Raw genomic sequence first — 22662 nt, forward strand, 5'->3', positions numbered from 1 at the left:
GTACTAATGGGCGTAAAATATCCGATGGAATAAATTTTACTACTAAAGCACCTGCAACAGCTCCAACAATAGTTAACGGGATTAACTTTCCTACAATTTTAAAATCAACTTTTCCTGATCGAATGAAATACATCGCACTCGTAAACGTCCCCATTGTTGCCGCTAATTTATTCGTTGCAATTGCCGAAGCTGGCGATAGGCCAACAAACATAAGTGCAGGAAGCGAAATTAACCCTCCTCCTCCAACAACGGAATCAATAAAAGCTGCTAAAAAACCGAATGCAATTAATAAAATAATGACTTGAAAACTTAATTCTTCCATGAGCTTTACCCCTTACCCCTATTTTTTACAACATTTTAAATTATAACAAAATTACATAAGAAAAAAAGCTGTTCCATAGAGGAACAGCCTTCATATTTAATCTAAAATTTTCACAAGTGGTTCATCTTGTTTTGCTTCACGTATAATAATAGCTTCTGGGCGTTCTACAGATTTAATCGTTACTTGTACTTTCATATAATTCGGGAAGTATTCCATAACAAGCCCTGCCACATATTGTGTAAAACCAACTATTTCCGCTTTTCCATTAAACTGGACAGGAATATCAAGCTTCATTTCTCTTAATTCATCATCTCTATACATACCAGTACCAATAACAGCTGTATAGTCGCCTTGGAAATAATCGCTTAGTTTTGCCTTAAAGTTGGATACTCTTGCAAGATCTTCACGTTTATTATCTGTTTTCGCTTGCTCTGATGGGAACAAATAATATTTTTCATTAATTTGTTTCCAATCTTCAACCGTTTCACTACCTTTTTCGACATTTGCATAAGAAACAAAATTACCTGGCACGAGCGAAGACTTTGGAGCTTGGCGATAAATCGCAAATGTTATCGGAATATTTTTTGTTTCAGGTTCTTTTTGATGTATGACTTTCAAAATTTCTTGCGCCATTTTTTTCCCTTCAGCTAACATCTTTTCATCTGGGATTGCAGCTTCACGTGGGTAACCATGCTCTTCGTTAAAATATTGAACAGAATTCATCGCTAATCCAACTACCATACCAACACGTTCCTCGCCGTTATCGCCTTTTTTCACATAATAATCATGCTCTAAAATATTTGAAATATATATTGGATTTTTTTTATTTTTCACTTCTAGTGATTCGGATCCTGTTCCTAATGCAGGATTTAATCCTATATTAGGAAATTTAACTGCATCTTTTTTTAATTTTTCCTCTAGTTCCTTTTGTTCAGCATCTGTACGTTTTCTTTTAACAAGCATCTGTATAGTTTGAGTATCTAGAGCTTTTCCGCCTTTTAAAAAATTATCTTTCGTACTAAATGATTCTTTTGCAATTCGCATTAATCCTGTTTCAAATTCATCTATATCAAGGCGACTATTTAACCCTTGCACCACTAAACCACGTGCCTTTCCACCATCAAATGGAATAGTCGTCTTATAATATTCATCCGAAATAGCGTATTTTGGAACAACTGATTGTTCTTTTGCTTTCCCCGATTTCCCAGCCACTTTTTCATCTTTGTCGGCACCTGCACTACACCCACTTACAAGTAGGCCAAGGCTTAATACCGCTAATGCTATTTTTTTCATGGTAAGTTTGCACCTCTTACTTATTTAGCTCTTGTAAGAACCTCTCTTCATTCCAAACCTCAACATTATGTTTCTCCGCTTGTGCTAATTTCGAACCAGCTGCTTCACCTGCAACAACTAAATCCGTACTCTTACTAACACTTCCTGTTACTTTTCCACCTAATGCCTCAATCTTCTTCTTCGCTTCACTTCGTCCCATAACTTCTAGCTTACCTGTTAAAACAACCGTTTTTCCTGCGAAGTAAGATTCAACATTTTGTAAATCTGCAATTTTTATACCTTTGTATGTCATATTTACGCCATACTCTTTAAACTGCTGTAATAACTCTAATACATCTTCATTATCAAAATATGTCACAACAGATTGAGCCATTTTTTCGCCAATTTCATTAATTGCTTTTAGTTCTTCTTCCGTTGCTTTTACAAGCTCATCCATCGTTTCAAAGTGCTCTGCAAATGTACGTGCTGCTTTCGCTCCAACGTGGCGAATTCCAAGACCAAATAATAATCGCTCTAACGAGTTTTCTTTAGAATTTTCAATTGCTTGTATTAAGTTTGTTGCTGATTTTTCACCAAAACGTTCTAACTGTAATAATTGCTCTTTCGTCAATGCATATAAATCAGCAAATGTACGAATATAATCTGCATCAAAGAGTTGTGTAATGACACGTTCTCCAAGTCCATCAATATTCATCGCATTTCTTGAAACGAAATGGATTAATCCCTCTCGAATTTGAGCAGGACAAGTTGGATTTATACAACGAAGTGCTACTTCTTCTTCTAAACGAACAAGTTCACTCTCACATGCTGGACAATGAGTTGGCATGCGGTATTCTTCTTCCTCACCAGTACGCTTATCAAAAATAACGTTCACAACTTCAGGAATAATATCTCCAGCCTTCTTCACAACAACGTAGTCACCAATTCGAATGTCTTTTTCACGAATTAAATCTTCGTTATGTAAAGAAGCACGACGAACAATCGTACCAGCAACTCTCACTGGCTCTAGTTCTGCAGTCGGTGTTACAACCCCTGTTCGGCCAACACTTAATTCAATGCCTGTTAATCTCGTTACAACTTCTTCAGCTGGGAATTTATAAGCAATCGCCCATCTTGGACTCTTCGCTGTAGTTCCTAGACTTTCTTGAAGAGCAACATCATCTACTTTTATAACGATTCCATCAATCTCATAATCAAGATGCGGACGTTTTTCTTGCCATTCTTCTACATAAGCTATAACTTCTTCAATTGTTTCACATGTACGGCGATTTGGATTTGTCTTAAATCCGAGTTCACCTAAGAAATCCAGCGATTCACTATGTGATGAAATTGTTTTTTCTTCTACATTCGCAAGACCATACACAAACATAGATAAGTTACGCTTCGCTGCAATTTTCGGATCAAGTTGACGTATTGAACCTGCTGCTGCATTACGCGGATTCGCAAATACATCTTCTCCATTTTGCTCTTTTTCTTCATTTAGTTTAACGAATGAACGCTTCGGCATATAAGCTTCGCCTCTTGCTTCTAACGTTACTTCTTCATTTAAACGAAGTGGGATAGCTTTAATCGTTTTTAAATTTTGAGTAATATCTTCACCCGTTACACCATCACCACGTGTCGCCCCTTGAATGAAGCGTCCTTTTTCATAATGAAGCGAAACGGCAAGCCCGTCAATTTTTAATTCACATATATATCTTACATTCGCACCATCAATTCCTTGACGTACTCTTCTGTCGAAATCACGTAAATCTCCTTCGTTAAATGCATTTCCTAAACTTAACATTGGTGACTTATGTGTTACTTTTTCAAATATATCAAGAACAGTCCCCCCAACGCGAACGGAGGGAGAATCTTCACTCATAAACTCTGGGTTCTCTGCTTCTAATTTTATAAGCTCCTGCATATTACGGTCATATTCCGCATCAGAAACAGAAGGATTGTCTAATACGTGATATTGATAGTTAAATGTATTTAACAAGTCACGTAATTCTTCTATACGTTTTTTTACTATCTCTTTTGACATATCCTCATTCCTTTCCTATTGTTTCGTCACAGGTGCAAATTTTGCTAACAAACGTTTAACACCAATTGGGCTTGGGAACGCAATATCTAATTCTTTTGCATCACCTTCACCTTTTACACTTACAACTGTACCGACTCCCCATTTTTGGTGGGAAGCTTTATCTCCTACTGCCCAGCCAATTTGTTCGCCGCCTGTCGTCTTAGCTGCAGGGCGCGCGAAAGCTGAACGAGAGCGTGTTGCTGTTGTGATTGTCGTTTTGCCGCTACTTGCCGTTCTGACTTTTGTACCAAACGATGTTTCATGCTTCGGCGCTGTTTCATTTAATGATTCCACTAGTTCTGTCGGGATTTCTGTAATAAATCGAGACGCAGCGTTCATACTTGTTCTACCAAATAATGTACGCATTTGCGCGTTAGATAAATATAGCTCTTCTTCTGCACGAGTAATACCTACATAAGCAAGACGACGTTCTTCTTGCATTTCATCCTCTTCCATAAGAGAACGAGTATGAGGGAATATCCCTTCCTCTAAGCCAACAATAAAGACAACCGGGAACTCTAATCCTTTCGCCGAGTGCATCGTCATTAAAATAACTTCTTCACCAGCAGTTGGGTCTTCATCTACACGATCAATATCAGCAACAAGTGCTAAATCTGTTAAGAATGCAACAAGGCTCTTATCTTCGCTTTGAGATTCAAATGTTTGCGTAACAGATAAGAACTCGTCTAAGTTTTCTAAACGACCTTCCGCTTCTAAAGAACGTTCATTTTTCAACATATCGCGATAGCCTGTTTTTTCAATAACTTCTTCTACTAATTCTGTAACAGATAAATACTCTTGCATATTTACCCAGTTATTTAATAAATTCGCGAATTCTTTTACTGCCTTTGTAATTTTTGCACTTACTCCAACATGCTCAATCTCATCAAATACAGCAGTTAATGAAATTCCATTTTGCACACCGTAATTAATAATTTTATCGATTGAAGTCGCACCAATGCCACGCTTTGGCACATTTATAATACGTGCAAAACTAATTTCATCATCTGGATTACCGATTAAACGTAAGTACGCCAAAATATCTTTAATCTCTTTACGATCGTAGAACTTCGTACCCCCGACAATTTTATACGGAATGTTAGATTTAAGGAAAATCTCCTCGACCATACGAGACTGAGCATTCGTACGATATAGCACTGCAAAATCAGTATATTTTCGTTTCCCCATTTGAATATCGTCACGAATTTTTTTTGCAACAAAATACGCTTCGTCCTTTTCAGTTGCAGCACGATAATACGAGATTTTACTTCCAACTTGATTGTCTGTCCATAATTTCTTCGGCTTACGATTCGTATTTTTTTCAATAACAGCATTCGCTGCATTTAAAATATTTTGTGACGAACGATAGTTTTGTTCTAACAGAATTACTTGTGCATTCTCATAGTCTTTTTCGAATGACAAAATGTTAGAAATATCTGCACCACGCCAGCGATAAATAGACTGGTCAGAGTCACCCACAACGCAAAGATTTTTAAAACGCGCTGCCAAATGTTTAACAAGAAGATATTGCGCTTTATTCGTATCTTGATACTCATCAACATGAATATATTGGAACTTACGCTGATAAAACTCTAGTACTTCTGGAACACGTTCAAATAGCTGAATCGTCGTCATAATTAAATCATCAAAGTCTAATGAATTATTTTTCAAAAGACGTTTTTGATACTCTGTGTATACATCGCTCGTTAATTTTTCATATGGATCAGCCATTGTAATTTTTTTTGCATATTTATCCGCAGATAACAGTTCATTTTTCGCATTACTAATACCCGCTAAAATAGAGCGCGGCTCAAATTTCTTCGGATCAACATTGCGCTCTTTCATAATTTTTTTGACTACAGTTAGCTGATCACCTGAATCTAAGATTGTAAAGTTACGATTAATACCAATACGATCGATATCGCGTCGTAAAATACGTACACACATAGAGTGAAACGTCGAAATCCAAATATCTTCTGCTTCTGGTCCCACAAGTGTATCAATACGCTCACGCATTTCACGAGCTGCTTTATTTGTGAAGGTAATAGCTAGTACATTCCATGGTGCTACACCTTTTTCACCAAGTAAATACGCAATACGATGTGTTAACACACGTGTCTTACCACTACCTGCACCTGCCATTAATAGAAGTGGTCCATTCGTTGTTTGTACTGCTTTTTGTTGCTGTGGATTTAAACCGTTTAATAACTTATCTGTCATACTCATATACGCCTGCACCTACTCTCCTTTTACTGCTTTAACTGTTTTTAAAGCCGATTTTATATCATCATAAATAATATTTCCAACAACTACTGTATCAGCATATTGTGCCATTTCTTTCGCCTGTTCTGCATTAGAAATACCACCGCCATAATATAACTTAGCTTGTTTCAATTCTGCTTTTACATTTTTAACAAGTTCAACATCTCCATACGTACCGCTATATTCTAAATAAAATATCGGTAAACGTAATAGCTTGTCTGCTAAACGAGCATATGCAATAACGTCATCTTCTGTTACATCACATTTCGCTTCTGTAAGCTGGGCTACTTTCGCCTCTGGATTTAAAACACAATACCCTTCCATAAAAATTTCGTCCCAGTCCATAATATCCCCAAATTCTTTCAATGCCTCATGATGAACACCTGTTACCCATTCTACTTTTCGGCTATTTAAAACACTTGGGATGTAATAAAAATCAAATCCTGGTGTAATTGCTTCTACATCAGAAACCTCTAATACACAAGGAACTGCATATCTACGAATGCTAACTAGCATGTGTAATACGTTATCAATTGTAACTCCATCACTTCCGCCTACAATAACCGCATCAGTTCCAGACTCACAAATCATTTCTAAATGTTCATCGCTTAACTCCTTATTTGGATCAAGCTTAAATACATGTTTCCATCCGGAAATATCGTACATGAAAACACCCTTCCTTTTCTCTAGTTATATATATTTCTGTTCAAAATAACAGTTTATTTTCATCATTATTGTTTTAACTTCATCTTAAATATTTGTTTAAAACGGAGAATTAAGTTTGGAATTACCTCTTCCATATTTTTTAAACTAGAGGATTTAATTTTGAAGTTCCTTTTATGCATTCTTTCATTATAACAAAAAAAGTTACTTACACACACGCACATTCCAACATCTTTTTCCACGTCAAATGTTGGATTACATATCCCAAAAATCAAACGGGATACTAATAAAAGAAATAGTATTATCTATTTCAACTTTCATAAAAAGGAGTGTTTTTCTAATGAAGCAAAATATCGGGACAATAAACGCTCTAATTCGAATTACACTTGGGCTCGTCCTCTTCGGATGTAGTGCAACTAAACTTGTACGCAAGCCGTGGTGCACTTGTTCTAACATTTTTCTATGGATTGGTGCAATGAAAGTTGCAGAAGGAATTGTTCGTTTCTGCCCTGTTGTTGAAATGTGGAAATTCGGAAAATACATGAACATGGGGGCATTTAAAATGCCTAGCATGAATTTTGCTGAAAAAGGACATGCTAAAGAAGAAGTGAATCAAACTTCCACTCATGACAAGCCAGAGTCAAAAGGAAGTTATGACGCTTCTGACAAAGAGATTGAGTCAGCGATTGAAGATATAATCCTGGCAAAACCGCTTTGAATCATTTGTCACGATGTAAGATGCTCTCAAAGGGACTTAGCTGCTGCAGTGGGCGGTTAAGTCTTCTTTATTTTACCATAAAACAGAACATATATTCTCTTTTTGAACCTTAAAATGTATATAAAAGATATCAACCAATAAAATTCAGAAAATTAGATGCATACCTCTTGCTTAAAATGATATAAAAGTGATATCATTTTTATATCAGGAGGCGATCATATGAAAGAAAAACAAGTATTTTATGTAAATGGTTTTCTCGGTATTATTGGAATTTTGATTTTAGCTGCTATCGGTGTATTTTTCCTTGCACAAGAAATTTTCATAGGAGCGGCACTAACTATTATATTAGCCGCAGTTCTCGCTACAGGTATCGGTATTGTTCAACCGAATCAAGCGAAGGTTATTACGTTCTTCGGTAATTATTTAGGAACAATTCGTCAAAACGGTTTATTTTTAACGATTCCGTTCGCATTCCGTCAAACTGTATCTTTACGTGTTGAAAACTTTAACAGTAAAAAATTAAAAGTAAATGACGTTGATGGAAATCCAATTGAAATTGCAGCTGTTATCGTATATAAAGTTGTTGATTCTGCAAAAGCAATGTTTGGTGTTGAACATTATGATCGATTTGTAGAAATTCAAAGCGAAACGGCAATCCGCCATGTTGCAACAAAATATCCTTATGACAATTTCCAGGATGAAACCTGCGTTACGTTACGCGGAAATACTGAAGAAATCTCTGAAGAATTAAAACGTGAGTTAGAGGCGCGTCTTGAAATTGCTGGTGTAGAAGTATTAGAAACTCGTTTAACGCACTTAGCTTACGCAACAGAAATTGCCCATGCAATGCTACAACGCCAGCAAGCAAAAGCAGTATTAGCTGCTAGAAAAGAAATTGTTGAAGGTGCTGTGAAGATGGCGAAAGATTCCATCCATATGTTAGATGAAGAAGGCGTACTAGAACTCGATGACGAGCGTAAAGCAAATATGGTAAACAACTTATTAGTTGCCATCGTTTCAGATAAAGGTGCGCAGCCAGTTATTAATACAGGAAGCCTATACTAAGGGCTATAAGTAATTATGGCTAAAAAGAAAAGCTTTCCATTACGTATTGATCCTGAATTACACGCAGTCATCGAAAAATGGGCAAATGATGAATTTCGTAGCGTCAATGCACACATCGAGTATTTACTTCGAGAAATGGCAAAGCAAAAAGGGAAATTAAAAAAAGATAAAGATGCATAAAAAATCCCGCTGATTCCTCAGCGGGATTTTTACATATTAACTTTTCGTCATCTCATGCCCAATTGCACGATATCCTATATCACTTCGATAAAATAGACCATCACTCTCAATTTTACCGATTTCTTTATATACTTTATCTTTTGCTTCTTGTAAACTATTTGCCTTACAAGCAACAAATAATACACGGCCACCGTTCGTTACAAAGTCCCCATGTTTCATTGCTGTACCTGCATGGAAAACAATCACATCTTGCAGTGCATCTAGTCCGCTAATAATATCACCTTTTTTATATGCTTCTGGATATCCTTTAGAAGCAAGTACAACACCGATTACCGCTTCTTCTGACCATTGTAACGTTAGTTCACTTTCATCTAATACAGCGTTACATACATCAACTAAATCGTTTTCTAATCGAGGTAATACAACTTCTGTTTCAGGATCACCGAAGCGTGCATTAAATTCAATTACCTTCGGACCATCATTTGTTAAAATAAGACCTGCGTATAAAATACCTGTAAACGAACGGTTTTCTTCAATCATCGCCTTAGCAGTTGGATGCAATACGGTTTGAATCGCTTCTTGAACTGCTGATTCTGGAATTTGTGGTACTGGAGAATATGCACCCATTCCACCCGTATTTGGACCTTTATCACCATCAAAAGCTCTTTTATGATCTTGGGCGATTACCATTGGATGTACAGTTGTTCCATTCACGAATGCCATTAATGAAAATTCTTGTCCATCTAAAAACTCTTCAATAACAACCTTCTTACTTGCCGCGCCGAATTTCACATCTTGCAGCATTTCTTTCACAGCTTGTAATGCCTCTTCAAGCGTCATCGCTACCGTTACACCTTTACCAGCAGCTAGGCCGTCAGCTTTAATAACGATTGGTGCACCAACTTTTTGAATGTACTGTACTGCTTCTTCATAATCTGTAAAAGTTTCGTACGCCGCAGTTGGAATATCATACTTTTTCATAAGCTCTTTTGTAAAAGCTTTACTACCTTCAATAACAGCAGCCGCTTTATTCGGACCAAATACGCGAAGTCCCTCTTCTTTAAAACGATCAACAATTCCATTCATAAGCGGAATTTCTGGTCCAACGAAAGTTAACTCAACATTATTCTCTTTTGCAAATAAAACTAATGCATCAAAATCATTTTCATCAATATCAACTGGTGTTGCAACATCTCTCATACCTTCATTACCTGGTGCTACATATACCTTTTCTACTTTTTCAGATTGTGCAAACTTCCAAACTAAAGCATGCTCACGCCCACCGCGGCCAATTACTAAAACATTCATATTTCATCCCCCAATAATTAAATAAGTACAAACTAGAAGCTATGCTCCTAGTTTGCTTTTTCATATCAATAAAAGGTTATCTCGACCGGACTTTTTAAACATCCATATCAATAAAGGTTTAAAAAGGAGGATTAAGAGAACCGAGCAGGTCGAGGCGCATTTGCCAGGAGGACACGGAGTGTAGCTTTCCTACATGAGTACCGCACTGGCGATGCAACGACGACATGCGAAGGTTATCTTAACCGGACTTTTTAAACATCCTCTATTAGTGTTTGAAATGACGTACGCCAGTGAACACCATAGCAATCCCATAAGTATCTGCCACTTTAATAGAATCTTCATCACGGATTGATCCGCCCGGTTGAATGATTGCTGTAATTCCTGCTTTTGCTGCTTCTTCTAATGTATCTGGCATTGGGAAGAAAGCATCAGATGCAAGCGCGCTACCTTGTGCTTTTTCACCAGCTTGTGTAATTGCGATTTTTGCAGAACCTACACGGTTCATCTGTCCCGCACCGACACCAATTGTCATGTCATCTTTCGCTAAAACAATTGCGTTTGATTTCACATGTTTTACAACTTTCCAAGCTAGTTTTAAATCTTTCCATTCTTGCTCTGAAGGTTCACGTTTCGTTGGAATTGAAATTGTACTTTCATCTAATGATAACGTATCTTCCTCTTGAACGAGAAGTCCACCTTGTACAGAAGTTAGTTTTTTGCTTGCACTTGTCGCTTTTTCAATATTTATAGTTAATAAACGTAAGTTCTTCTTACTTTGTAACACTTCTAAAGCTTCTTGCGAGAACGAAGGTGCGATAACAATTTCTAAGAAAATTTCATGTAACTTTTCTGCTGTAGCTTTATCAATTTCACGATTTGCTGCAATAATACCGCCGAAGATTGATACTGGATCTGCTTCATAAGCACGATTATATGCTTCGTGAATATTAGTTCCTACTCCAACACCACATGGATTCATATGTTTTACTGCTACTACTGCTGGTTCTGTAAATTCTTTTACGATGCTAAGCGCTGCGTCTGCATCATTAATATTGTTATACGATAATTCCTTACCGTGTAATTGTTCTGCGTATGCAACAGAAGACGTTGCTGCGAATGGCGCTTTATAGAAAGTTGCTTTTTGATGTGGGTTTTCGCCATAGCGTAAGTCTTGCTTTTTCTCAAATGTCACAGTTAATGTTTCTGGAGTTTCTTCACCCATTTGCTCTGTTAAGTAGTTAGAAATTAACGCATCATACGCTGCTGTATGACGGAATACTTTCGCTGCTAGTTTACGTTTTGTTTCCTCTGCTACTTCACCGTTCTCTTTCAGTTCTGCTAACACAATATCATAATCTACTGGATCTACAATTACCGATACGAATTTATGATTTTTCGCAGCAGAGCGAATCATTGTTGGGCCACCGATATCAATATTTTCAATTGCATCAGCAAATGTTACATCAGGCTTAGCGATTGTTTCTTTAAATGGGTATAAGTTAACAACAACAAAGTCAATTGGCTCTATACCTAACTCATTCATTTGTGTTACATGTGTTTCATTATCACGAACTGCTAATAGACCACCATGAATATTTGGATGTAATGTTTTCACACGGCCATCCATAATTTCAGGGAAACCAGTTACTTCAGAAATGCCGATTACTTGTAAGCCATTTTCTTCTAGTAACTTTTTCGTACCACCTGTTGAAATAACTTCAATCCCTTGTTCTAGTAACCCTTTAACAAATTCTACTACTCCTGTTTTATCTGAAACACTTACTAATGCACGCTTTTTCATTTATCCTTCACCCCTGGTTGTATGTTAGTTAACAGTTGATTCTTTCACAGACTGAACAATTTGATTCACTGTATTTACGTATAATTTATGTTCAACTTGTTGAATTTTCTTTTGTAAGCTTTCTCTCGTATCCTCTTCAGAAACAACCACTGCTTCTTGTGCAATAATTGGCCCTGTATCCATACCTGCATCTACATAATGAATTGTTACTCCAGTTACTTTCACACCTGCTTCTAACGCTTGACCGACAGCATCTTTACCCGGAAAGCTCGGTAGTAATGATGGATGAATATTAATAATCTTCCCGCCGTATGCTTCTAGTAACGTCGGCCCGATTAAACGCATATATCCAGCTAAAATAACATAATCAATTTCATATTCTTCTAGCTTCTTTAATATCTCTTTTTCAAACGCTTCTTTTGACTCATATGCTTTCGCTGAAAAAGCAAAACACGGAATATGATGATAATTTGCCCGTCCAACAGCTCGTGCTTCTGGTTTATCACATACTAATAAACTAATTTCTGCATCCAATCTTTTTTCTTCTACCGCATTAACGAGAGATTGAAAGTTAGATCCACTTCCAGAAGCAAAAACTGCTAATCTACTCATAGTGCTGTGCCCCCATTAAAAGTAACGCCAGCTCCTTGTATAGTACGTCCAATAATACGAGCCATTTCTCCTTGCTCTTCAAGAAGACGAACAACATCTTTTGCATCTTCTTCCTTCACTGCTACTACCATACCAATACCCATGTTAAAAATATTGAACATTTCTTTCTCTTCCAGTTTTCCAACTTCTTGAAGCAAACTAAAGATCGGCTGAATTTCCCAAGATCCTAGTTCAATCTCAGCACCGATTCCTTCTGGCAACATGCGTGGAATATTTTCAATAAATCCACCACCTGTAATATGCGCCATACCGTATACTTCATGTTTCTTCAATAGTTCTAAAATAGGTTTGACATAAATTTTCGTTGGTTTTAATAATTCTTCACCAAGAGGTAGTTCTAAGCGGCCATAAATACGCTCTAAAGATAGTTCCCCATCTTCTAATAACACTTTTCGTACTAAAGAGTAACCATTGCTATGAATACCGCTAGATGCTAAGCCAATTAGCACGTGACCAGCTTCAATCTTTTCACCTGTTACAATTTTCTTTTTATCAACAATCCCAACTGTAAAACCAGCTAAATCATATTCTTCCGTAGAATACATTCCTGGCATTTCAGCTGTTTCTCCACCGATTAATGCACAACCAGCTTGGCGACAGCCCTCTGATATACCTTTAACGATGTTTTCAATTTTACTAGGTTCAGCTTTACCACAAGCAATATAATCAAGGAAGAAAAGCGGCTCTGCTCCTTGGACAACAATATCATTTACACACATTGCTACTGCATCAATACCAATTGTGTCATGTTTATCTGCCATAAAAGCGAGCATCAATTTCGTTCCCACGCCATCTGTTCCAGATACTAATACAGGTTCTTCTAATGCAAATTTTGATAGATCAAACATACCTCCAAAACCGCCTAAACCGCCTAGTACTTCTTTTCTCATAGTTGTTTGTACGTGTTTTTTCATGCGAGATACCGCTTCATATCCAGCTTCAATATCTACTCCTGCTTGCTTATATGCATTCGCCATCGTTATTTACACCTCGTCTTTTAATTTCTCCCCATCCAGGGCGGGCTATTTTAAGAAAGGATCTAGCTCCTACATCAAAAGAAGTAGAAGCTTTTCTCACTTTTCTTATTTCATGCTTTCTAAAAGCTCTTGCTCATAATCATAAAGAGCTGTTGGATAGTCCCCATTAAAGTAAGCCATGCATAGGCCGCCATATTTCCCTTCATATGGACGTCCAATTGCATCTACTAATCCATCTTCACTTAAAAATGTTAAAGAATCTGCTCCGATCATTTCACGGATTTCTTCTACTGTATGATTTGCTGCAATTAATTCTTTTCTCGTTTGAATATCAATGCCATAGAAACATGGATATTTCAGAGGTGGTGAAGCAATTCTTACGTGAACTTCTGTCGCTCCAGCCTCACGAAGCATACGAACAATTCGTTTACTTGTCGTTCCTCTTACGATAGAGTCATCAATCATAACAACTCGTTTCCCTTCAACTACACCTCTTACTGCGGAAAGCTTCATCTTAACCCCTTGCTCGCGCAGTTCTTGAGAAGGTTGAATAAACGTACGTCCAACGTAACGATTTTTAATTAATCCTAACTCATATGGAATACCTGTCGCCTCCGCGTAGCCAATCGCAGCTGAAATACTAGAGTCTGGTACACCAGTAACAACATCTGCTTCAATAGGAGCTTCTGCCGCTAAACGTTTCCCCATATTCTTACGTGCTGCATGGACGTTAACACCAGCAATATTTGAATCTGGGCGTGCAAAGTAAATGTATTCCATACTGCAAATTGCATGTTCTACATCATTTGTGAAACGATCCACGTGAATTCCTTCATCATTAATGACAAGTAATTCACCCGGTTCTACATCGCGAATGTATGTTGCACCTACTACATCAAAAGCACATGTTTCTGACGCTACAACGTAAGCATCCCCCATCTTTCCAATTGAAAGCGGACGGAACCCATTCGGATCTAATGCAACGATCATTTCATTTCCAGTTAGTAAAAGATACGCAAACGCACCTTTCACTTTATTTAAAGCCTCTTTTACACTTTCAATTAAAGAATCTTTCGTGCTACGTTTAATAAGATGTAAAAGTACTTCTGTATCTGAACTAGTTTGAAAAATACTGCCCTCTGCTTCTAATTCACGACGAAGCATTTTTGCATTAATTAAATTTCCGTTATGAGCTAACGCCATACTATGATCGGAAAAACGGAACAACAATGGTTGAACGTTAGCAACTTCACTTCCACCAGCTGTTGCATATCGTACATGTCCGATTGCTGATTTTCCATTTAATCCTTCTAGCTCACCTCTTGAAAACACTTCTGATATTAAACCTAACCCCTTGTGACCGACGATTTTTTCCCCATTATTTACGACAATGCCTGCGCCTTCTTGCCCACGGTGCTGTAAACTGTGCAATCCGTAGTATGAAACTTGTGCTGCATTTTCATGCCCCCAAATTCCGAAAACGCCACATTCTTCGTTTAACCCCTTTATTTCAGCAAGCATGGGATTGCCCCTTTCCAAGCCTTTCTCATTTCATCTACATTTGCTGTAAGTAATACTTCATTTTCTTCATTATGAATTGTTACTTCATTTGTACTTGTTACTTCTCCAACTTGGATTGCTTCTACCACTTTCTCAAACGCCTCTTTATTTTCACGTTTTACAGTTATCACGAAACGAGACTGTGATTCAGCGAATAATGCTGCTGTTGCTTCTCCATCTAATTTCACAGTAGCACCTAAGCCTTTAGCACCAATTGCACTTTCTGAAATCGCAACTGCTAAACCACCTTCAGCAACATCATGTGCAGATTGAACAAGACCAGCTTGAATTGCTTCTAATACTTGTTTTTGGCGTTTTAATTCTACATCTAAATCGATACTTGGTGATTGACCGAAAATTTTGCCGTGAATCATTTTCTGTAATTCACTTCCGCCAAACTCAGCTTTCGTCTCACCAATTACATACACTAAATCACCAGCTTGCTTAAACTCTTGTGTTGTTACATGTTTTAAGTCATGCACAAGTCCGACCATCCCAACAGTTGGTGTTGGATATACAGCTTCACCACTACGCTCGTTATACATCGATACGTTTCCGCCGATAACTGGTGTTTGTAATGTGCGACAAGCTTCACTCATACCGTCTACTGATTTCTCAATCTGCCAGAAGATTTCTGGTTTTTCTGGGTTCCCGAAGTTTAAGCAATCTGTAATTGCAAGTGGCTCTCCGCCAGAACATACGATATTACGCGCTGCCTCTGCTACTGCAATTTTACCGCCCATCTCTGGGTCTAGATAAATGTAGCGAGAGTTACAATCTGTCGTCATTGCTAATCCTTTTTCTGTACCGCGTACACGTACAACTGCAGCATCTGAACCTGGCGTAACAACTGTGCTTGTGCGAACTTGGTAATCGTATTGATCGTATACCCACTCTTTACTTGCAATTGTTGGTTGCTGTAATAAAGCGAATAACGTTTCTTTATAATTTTCTACTTTTGACGTTTCCATTTTCATTGCTTGGAATTCAGCAAAGTATGCTGCTTCTTTTGATGGCTTATGATAAATTGGTGCTTCTTCTGCTAAAGCATCTGCTGGAACTTCAGCTACCTTTTCACCTTTATGGAATAAACGAAGCATTTTATCTTCTGTTACTTTCCCCATCGTAACCGCTGCAAGACCATACTTCTCAAATAAATCTACTATTTCTTGTTCTCTACCTTTTTTCACGACAATTAACATACGCTCTTGTGATTCAGATAGCATCATTTCATATGGTGTCATTCCTGTTTCACGCTGTGGTACATCATCTAAGTACATTTCAATACCCATTCCTGCTTTACTTGCCATTTCTGCAGATGATGATGTTAAACCAGCCGCACCCATATCTTGAATTCCAACAAGTGCATCGGATTGAATTAATTCTAAACACGCTTCAATAAGAAGCTTTTCCATAAATGGATCCCCTACTTGAACCGCTGGACGTTTCGCTTCTGAGCTTTCAGATAGTTCTTCCGACGCGAATGTTGCACCGTGAATACCGTCACGACCAGTTGATGCTCCTACGTACATTACTGTGTTACCAGCACCGTGCGCTTGCCCTTTTTTAATGTCTTCGTGGTTAATCAAACCTACGCACATTGCATTTACAAGTGGATTTCCTTCATAACATGGATCAAATTGTACTTCGCCGCCAACAGTCGGAATACCGATGCAGTTACCGTATCCTGCAATTCCTGCTACTACTTCTTCGAATAAATATTTCACACGTGGTGACTGTAATTCACCGAAACGAAGTGAGTTTAATAGAGCTACCGGGCGTGCTCCCATAGAGAATACGTCACGAATAATACCACCAACACCTGTTGCAGCTCCTTGATATGGTTCAATAGCTGAAGGATGGTTATGACTTTCCATTTTAAATACAACTGCTTGATTATCACCGATATCTACAATTCCAGCACCTTCTCCAGGTCCTTGCAGAACGCGCTCACCTGTAGTTGGAAACTTACGAAGAACTGGTTTCGAATTTTTATAACTACAATGTTCAGACCACATTACAGAGAATAACCCTGTTTCTGTATAATTTGGCAGACGACCTAAAATCTTTTCAACCATGGCAAACTCTTCGTCTGTTAGCCCCATTTCCGCATATATACGCTCTTCTTTAATTTGTGTTGGATTTGGTTCAAGCATTAACGACATATGTTTCCCTCCACTGTTTTAAGATAGATTGAAAGACTTTTAACCCTTCAGCACCGCCAAGTAATTCATCTACAGCACGCTCTGGATGTGGCATCATACCAAGTACATTTCCTTTTTCATTTACAATACCAGCAATATCTGAAACGCTACCGTTAGGGTTTTCTACGTAACGGAATGCGATTTGATTGTTCTCTTCTAATTGTTTAAGCGTCGCTTCATCACAATAGTAATTCCCCTCACCATGCGCGATTGGAATATTAATTACTTCATCTTTTCCATATTGTGATGTAAACATCGTTTCATTATTTTCAACACGCAACTGAACAGTGCGACACATAAATTTTAAGTTTTCGTTTCTCATTAACGCTCCTGGTAGTAATCCTGATTCAACAAGAATCTGGAATCCATTACATACACCTAAAATCGGCTTTCCTTGCTCAGCAGCTTTTTGCACTGCTTTCATTGCATTAGCAAAGCAAGAGATAGCACCGCAGCGTAAGTAGTCACCATAAGAAAATCCACCTGGTAGTAGAATTGCATCATATTCATCTAGATTCTCTGTATCGTGCCAAACGTAATCTACTTCTTCGCCAAGCTCATCTTTAATTGCATGGAACATATCGACATCACAGTTCGAACCCGGAAATACTATTACGGCAAATTTCACTGTGCGACAACCTCCTCAACTTCATAACGGAAGTCTTCCATTACAACGTTCGCTAATAGTTTTTCACACATTTCCTTTACCTTGCTATCTAAATCAGATACAGATTTATCAATTGTTAGTTCCATGTACTTTCCGATTCGAACATCTTGTACTTCTGTGAATGAAAGACTATGAAGTGCTCCTTTTACTGCTGTTCCTTGTGGATCTAATACGCTTTCTCTTAATGTTACATATACCTTAACTTTATACATGTGAAATTCCCCCTAAACGTTTTAAAATCTCTTCATAAGCATCTGTTAAATTTCCAAGATCGCGACGGAATACGTCTTTATCAAACTTTTCATTGCTCGTTTCATCCCATAAACGGCAAGTATCCGGTGAAATTTCATCCGCTAAAATGATTTCTCCTTCTTCCGTTACACCAAACTCTAATTTGAAATCTACTAATCTTACACGACAGCTTGCGAAATGATCAATCAACACTTGATTGATTTGTAGAGCCATATCTCGTAATACACTTACTTGCTCTGGTGATGCAACGTTTAATACACGAATATGATCTTCCGTTACAAGCGGATCTCCTAAATCATCATCTTTGAAGTAAAATTCTACGATTGGTTCTGCAAGTACAGTTCCCTCTTCCATTCCTAATCGTTTTGAAAGACTTCCTGCAATTACATTTCTTGTGACAACTTCTAAAGGAATAATACTCACTTTTTTAACAAGTTGTTCTGTTTCAGATAACTTCTCAACAAAATGTGTTTTAATTCCCACTTCTTGTAACTTTCTGAACAATAAAGTTGTAATTTCATTGTTCAAACGACCTTTTCCTGTAATCGTCTCTTTTTTCTCCCCATTGAAAGCAGTCGCACTATCTTTGTACTCTACCCAAACCATATCTGCTGATTCTGTACGATAAATTCTTTTTGCCTTACCTTCATACAGCAATTCTAGCTTTTGCATTTCGCAAGCCCCCTGTAGTTTGAAAAATGTGAATAATGTTTTTATAAAGAATGGCACAGAATGACTCTATTCTGTGCCATATGAAATTTTACGCTTCGTTTAATCCAAGGCGTTCAAAGATTGTATCAACGTGTTGCATATGATGCTCATAGTTGAAGCATTCATTAATTTCTTCTTGTGTTAACTTGCTTGTAATACGCTCATCAGCTTCTACAAGCTCTTTAAATTGTACTTGTGTTTCCCAAGCTTCCATCGCTTTAGGCTGTACGATATCATAAGCTTCTTCACGTACCATACCTTTGTCGATTAGTGTAAGCATTACGCGCTGAGAATAAATTAAGCCGTATGTTCTTGTCATATTGCGTTTCATATTCTCTGGGTATACAGTTAAGTTTTTAACGATATTACCAAAGCGATTTAACATGTAATTTAACGCGATTGTAGCATCTGGTAAAATTACGCGTTCTGCCGAAGAGTGAGAAATGTCACGCTCATGCCATAATGGAACATTTTCGTAAGCTGTCATCATATAACCGCGGATAACACGAGCTAAACCAGTCATATTTTCAGAACCAATTGGATTACGTTTATGTGGCATTGCAGAAGAACCTTTTTGACCTTTTGCGAAAGCTTCTTCAACTTCACGTGTTTCACTCTTTTGTAAACCACGAATCTCAACTGCCATCTTTTCGATAGATGTTGCAATTAGTGCAAGTGTTGACATGTAGTGTGCGTGACGATCACGTTGCAATGTTTGTGTTGAAATTGGTGCTGCTTCTAATCCTAAGTTTTCACAAACATATTTTTCTACGAATGGATCGATATTTGCATATGTACCAACCGCACCAGATAGTTTACCAACACGAACTGTATCAGCAGCTTGTTTGAAACGCTCTACGTTACGTTTCATTTCTTCATACCAAAGACCAAGTTTTAAACCAAATGTTGTTGGTTCTGCATGAACACCATGTGTTCTTCCCATCATGATTGTGTATTTATGCTCTTTCGCTTTGTTAGCTAAAATGCTTACAAAGTTCTCTAAGTCTTTTAATATAATTTCATTCGCTTGTTTTAAGATGTAAGATAATGCTGTATCTACTACGTCTGTAGATGTTAAACCGTAATGAACCCATTTACGTTCCTCACCTAATGCTGGCGTTTCTGATACAGCACGAGTGAATGCAACTACGTCATGACGTGTTTCTTTTTCAATTTCATAAATACGATCAATATCAAATGATGCATGCTCACGAATTTTCTTAACATCTTCTTTTGGAATATCGCCAAGCTCAGCCCATGCTTCACAAGCTAAAATCTCAACTTCTAACCATGCTTTAAATTTGTTCTCTTCCGTCCAAATTGCACCCATTTCTGGGCGTGTATAACGACTAATCATCTTTTTCCCTCCAACAGTTGTTCTTGATGGTCCCAAATATGCAAACTCTTCGCTTTTTCTAGAGCGACTTCAATATTATCATTTAAAATATTAACATGCCCCATTTTTCGCTGTGCTTTTGCTTCTTCTTTTCCATACAAGTGTAAATAGCACCCGGTTAATCTATTCACTTGTCTTAGGACCCCTTCTATATGTTCGCCTAAAATGTTTACCATGACAACTGGTTTTAACAAATTTGTTTCTCCTAGAGGTAAATTACAGATTGCTCGAATATGTTGACCAAATTGACTCGTCTCACATGCATCCTGTGTATAGTGTCCTGAATTGTGAGGTCTTGGCGCTAATTCATTAATATAAATCTCACCATTATCTGTAGCAAACATCTCTACAGCTAGTGTTCCCACAAGTTCTAATTCATCCGCAAGTACCTTTGCATAAGCAATTGCTTTTTGAGAAAGCTCTTCTGTAATGCGAGCTGGAACGATAGATTCATGTAAAATGTTATTTACATGAATATTTTCTGCTACTGGAAACACTTTTGTTTCACCACTTACACTACGAATCACAATAACTGATACTTCTTTTTCAAAAGGCACCCATTTCTCTAAAATACATTCTGCTTTATCCACAAGATTTCTTGCTTTCTCAACATCAGCTTCACTTCTTAAAACAACTTGTCCTTTCCCATCATATCCACCTGTCGTCGTTTTTAAGACGGAAGGGAATGATAACTCAGCAATTGCTTCTGTAAGCTGATCTTGATTTTGAACTAATCTATACGTTGCTACTGGTAACCCAGCCTTCTCAATCGCATTCTTTTCTGTAAAACGATTTTGCGTTGTATTTAACAACTGACTACCTTGTGGTAAGTACGCATGTTTTTCAAGCCATTGTAAACATCTATAATCAATATTCTCAAATTCATATGTGACAACATCACTTATCTCTGCTAAATGCTGAATTGCTTTTAAATCATCATATGGTGCAACAATTTCAATATCAGCAACTTGTGCACATGGTGAATGCTTTGTAGGATCTAAAACAGCAATTTTATATCCCATTTCCTTAGCTGCCAATGCCATCATTCTTCCTAGCTGGCCGCCTCCAATAATACCGATTGTTTTTCCAGGTAAAATGATTCTCGTCATACTAGCTCACTACCTTCACGCACATCTTTTTCAATCGCTTCTCGTCTCAATTCTAATGCATCATGTATATCATCATGGAATGATCCAAGTATTTGTGCGGCAAGTAATCCAGCATTCGTTGAACCAGCTTTACCAATTGCAACAGTTGCAACTGGAACACCTCCTGGCATTTGGACGATGGATAATAATGAATCTAAGCCGTTTAATGCTTTTGATTGAACTGGAACTCCAATTACAGGAAGATTTGTCTTCGCTGCAACCATTCCTGGTAAATGTGCTGCTCCACCAGCTCCAGCAATAATAACTTTCAATCCACGTTCACGAGCCGTCTCTGCATATTCAAACATATAATCCGGAGTCCGATGAGCGGATACAACTTTTTTCTCATACGGTATATTTAATTCATCTAAAATGTCACAAGCATATTTCATTGTTTCCCAGTCTGACGTGCTTCCCATTATGACTCCAACTAGTGATTTCATATTAGAATCCCCCCGATTCAAATAAAAAAAGCCTGAAATAGAACAGTTTCTCTTTTACTATGAGAGAAAGCGCTCTACTCAGGCATACGTATCCCTTGTGAATAGAAAAATACCGAGTGACTTTCCCTCATAGTCTAACGAATAACGGTCGTTAGGTAGAGACTTGCAGGCCATATCCCCGCGATTATATGAGGTCTTATATTATTGTTTCTATGGCTATATTAACAATATTTCATAAACAATGTCAATAAATAATCGAATGTTTTTTTATTAGTAGTCAATAACGTTCGTGTTTTAGTTATATTCAAAAGAAGAATTGCAACTATATGCAAGAAGAAAAGGGAATTAGAATATATATTTCTAGACATCTATTTTACGTATAATCGTTTAAATGGCACTTCAGTATGTTTTAAATCAAAATATATATACTCTTGTATTATTATAACGATTTAATTTCTAAGGATGATAACTGTTAAAGAAAGAACTATGCTATCATCCTATTTATTTTTCTCTATTGCAGTAATTTCTGTAATTATTAAATACTTATTTATAGCATCTCATTATTTAAAATATATACTTATGATAGAAATAATGTGTCCTATTTTAAGTATTACTTTAGTGGCATTAGGAAAATCAGGAACACTAAAAGTTATTGCTATTATTTTAAACAGTCTCTATTTCATTCTTTTTTCGTCTTTAGCTTTATTAAATTTATGGATTATAACATTCGGTAAATAGAAATAAACACAAAAAAACCTAAGTCAAAATGACTTAGGTTCTTGCTTGGCGACGTCCTACTCTCACAGGGACAAGGTCCCAACTACCATTGGCGCTAGAGAGCTTAACTTCCGTGTTCGGTATGGGAACGGGTGTGACCTCTCTGCCATCATCACCAAACTATTGAAGGTATATTCCTTCAAAACTAGATAACATTGCTTCATATTATATGGTTAAG

The 22662-nt window shown here is 37.4% G+C and carries 21 protein-coding genes, 1 rRNA gene and 1 riboswitch; of the genes, 4 read left to right on the forward strand and 18 right to left on the reverse strand.

The window, feature by feature from the left end; all coding sequences use genetic code 11:
- The 5 genes from GBN78_RS21645 to pcrB form a co-directional block, all read right to left on the reverse strand.
- On the reverse strand, positions 1-322 hold a 322-nt coding region (locus tag GBN78_RS21645), incomplete at its 3' end, for a TSUP family transporter (RefSeq protein ID WP_152127698.1).
- A 96-nt stretch (positions 323-418) separates the two neighbouring features.
- Positions 419-1615 (reverse strand): CamS family sex pheromone protein, encoded by a 1197-nt coding sequence (locus GBN78_RS21650; RefSeq protein ID WP_000717034.1) that lies wholly within the window; start codon positions 1613-1615, stop codon positions 419-421.
- Positions 1616-1631: 16 nt separating this feature from the next.
- On the reverse strand, positions 1632-3641 hold the full coding sequence (gene ligA, locus GBN78_RS21655; protein ID WP_000031613.1) for an NAD-dependent DNA ligase LigA: 2010 nt from the start codon (positions 3639-3641) through the stop codon (positions 1632-1634).
- Between the two features lie 15 nt (positions 3642-3656).
- On the reverse strand, positions 3657-5906 hold the full coding sequence (pcrA, locus tag GBN78_RS21660) for a DNA helicase PcrA (protein ID WP_152127699.1): 2250 nt from the start codon (positions 5904-5906) through the stop codon (positions 3657-3659).
- 12 nt (positions 5907-5918) lie between these two features.
- Entirely contained in the window at positions 5919-6608 is a 690-nt protein-coding gene (gene pcrB, locus GBN78_RS21665; protein ID WP_000272103.1) for a heptaprenylglyceryl phosphate synthase, read from the reverse strand.
- Between the two features lie 337 nt (positions 6609-6945).
- On the opposite strand from pcrB, the gene GBN78_RS21675 reads away from it, so the two are divergent.
- From GBN78_RS21675 to GBN78_RS21685, 3 genes are all read left to right on the forward strand, one after another.
- Complete coding sequence (locus GBN78_RS21675; protein ID WP_152127700.1) at positions 6946-7323, forward strand: YgaP family membrane protein; 378 nt, start codon at positions 6946-6948, stop codon at positions 7321-7323.
- A 219-nt stretch (positions 7324-7542) separates the two neighbouring features.
- Positions 7543-8388, forward strand: a complete 846-nt coding sequence (locus GBN78_RS21680; RefSeq protein WP_000660669.1) for an SPFH domain-containing protein — start codon at positions 7543-7545, stop codon at positions 8386-8388.
- A 15-nt stretch (positions 8389-8403) separates the two neighbouring features.
- Positions 8404-8568, forward strand: coding sequence for a type II toxin-antitoxin system antitoxin (locus tag GBN78_RS21685; RefSeq protein ID WP_001085171.1), 165 nt, complete (start codon positions 8404-8406; stop codon positions 8566-8568).
- Between the two features lie 36 nt (positions 8569-8604).
- Here GBN78_RS21685 and purD read toward each other — a convergent pair whose 3' ends face one another.
- The 12 genes from purD to purE form a co-directional block, all read right to left on the reverse strand.
- Positions 8605-9876: a phosphoribosylamine--glycine ligase gene (purD, locus tag GBN78_RS21690; RefSeq protein WP_130067632.1), complete on the reverse strand. Its 1272-nt coding sequence runs from the start codon at positions 9874-9876 to the stop codon at positions 8605-8607.
- Positions 9877-10141: 265 nt separating this feature from the next.
- Positions 10142-11677: a bifunctional phosphoribosylaminoimidazolecarboxamide formyltransferase/IMP cyclohydrolase gene (purH, locus tag GBN78_RS21695; protein WP_152127701.1), complete on the reverse strand. Its 1536-nt coding sequence runs from the start codon at positions 11675-11677 to the stop codon at positions 10142-10144.
- 24 nt (positions 11678-11701) lie between these two features.
- Positions 11702-12289, reverse strand: coding sequence for a phosphoribosylglycinamide formyltransferase (purN, locus tag GBN78_RS21700; protein ID WP_152127702.1), 588 nt, complete (start codon positions 12287-12289; stop codon positions 11702-11704).
- Positions 12286-13326, reverse strand: coding sequence for a phosphoribosylformylglycinamidine cyclo-ligase (gene purM / locus GBN78_RS21705; RefSeq protein WP_001262439.1), 1041 nt, complete (start codon positions 13324-13326; stop codon positions 12286-12288). The genes purN and purM overlap by 4 nt, the downstream gene beginning before the upstream one ends.
- A gap of 105 nt (positions 13327-13431) precedes the next feature.
- Positions 13432-14847 (reverse strand): amidophosphoribosyltransferase, encoded by a 1416-nt coding sequence (gene purF / locus GBN78_RS21710; protein ID WP_000879032.1) that lies wholly within the window; start codon positions 14845-14847, stop codon positions 13432-13434.
- Entirely contained in the window at positions 14832-17051 is a 2220-nt protein-coding gene (gene purL, locus GBN78_RS21715) for a phosphoribosylformylglycinamidine synthase II (RefSeq protein ID WP_152127703.1), read from the reverse strand. The genes purF and purL overlap by 16 nt, the downstream gene beginning before the upstream one ends.
- Positions 17035-17718 (reverse strand): phosphoribosylformylglycinamidine synthase subunit PurQ, encoded by a 684-nt coding sequence (purQ, locus tag GBN78_RS21720; protein WP_098516781.1) that lies wholly within the window; start codon positions 17716-17718, stop codon positions 17035-17037. The genes purL and purQ overlap by 17 nt, the downstream gene beginning before the upstream one ends.
- On the reverse strand, positions 17715-17969 hold the full coding sequence (purS, locus tag GBN78_RS21725; RefSeq protein WP_000278823.1) for a phosphoribosylformylglycinamidine synthase subunit PurS: 255 nt from the start codon (positions 17967-17969) through the stop codon (positions 17715-17717). Before purS ends, purQ begins: the two co-directional genes overlap by 4 nt.
- Entirely contained in the window at positions 17962-18681 is a 720-nt protein-coding gene (purC, locus tag GBN78_RS21730) for a phosphoribosylaminoimidazolesuccinocarboxamide synthase (RefSeq protein WP_001170544.1), read from the reverse strand. Before purC ends, purS begins: the two co-directional genes overlap by 8 nt.
- Before the next feature lie 88 nt (positions 18682-18769).
- Positions 18770-20077 (reverse strand): adenylosuccinate lyase, encoded by a 1308-nt coding sequence (gene purB, locus GBN78_RS21735; RefSeq protein WP_000625682.1) that lies wholly within the window; start codon positions 20075-20077, stop codon positions 18770-18772.
- Complete coding sequence (purK, locus tag GBN78_RS21740; protein WP_152127704.1) at positions 20074-21225, reverse strand: 5-(carboxyamino)imidazole ribonucleotide synthase; 1152 nt, start codon at positions 21223-21225, stop codon at positions 20074-20076. Before purK ends, purB begins: the two co-directional genes overlap by 4 nt.
- Positions 21222-21707, reverse strand: a complete 486-nt coding sequence (gene purE, locus GBN78_RS21745) for a 5-(carboxyamino)imidazole ribonucleotide mutase (RefSeq protein ID WP_000839367.1) — start codon at positions 21705-21707, stop codon at positions 21222-21224. Before purE ends, purK begins: the two co-directional genes overlap by 4 nt.
- A 110-nt stretch (positions 21708-21817) precedes the next feature.
- A riboswitch (purine riboswitch) is annotated at positions 21818-21919 on the reverse strand.
- A gap of 274 nt (positions 21920-22193) precedes the next feature.
- On the opposite strand from purE, the gene GBN78_RS30675 reads away from it, so the two are divergent.
- Positions 22194-22445 carry a hypothetical protein gene (locus GBN78_RS30675; RefSeq protein ID WP_000953258.1) on the forward strand — a complete coding sequence of 84 codons (252 nt, stop codon included), beginning with the start codon at positions 22194-22196 and terminating at the stop codon, positions 22443-22445.
- A gap of 43 nt (positions 22446-22488) precedes the next feature.
- Here GBN78_RS30675 and rrf read toward each other — a convergent pair.
- A 5S ribosomal RNA gene (rrf, locus tag GBN78_RS21755) occupies positions 22489-22604 on the reverse strand.
- Positions 22605-22662: the final 58 nt, after the last annotated feature.

The sequence above is a fragment of the Bacillus sp. B2-WWTP-C-10-Post-4 genome, assembly GCF_009183805.1.
GTDB lineage: Bacteria > Bacillota > Bacilli > Bacillales > Bacillaceae_G > Bacillus_A > Bacillus_A cereus.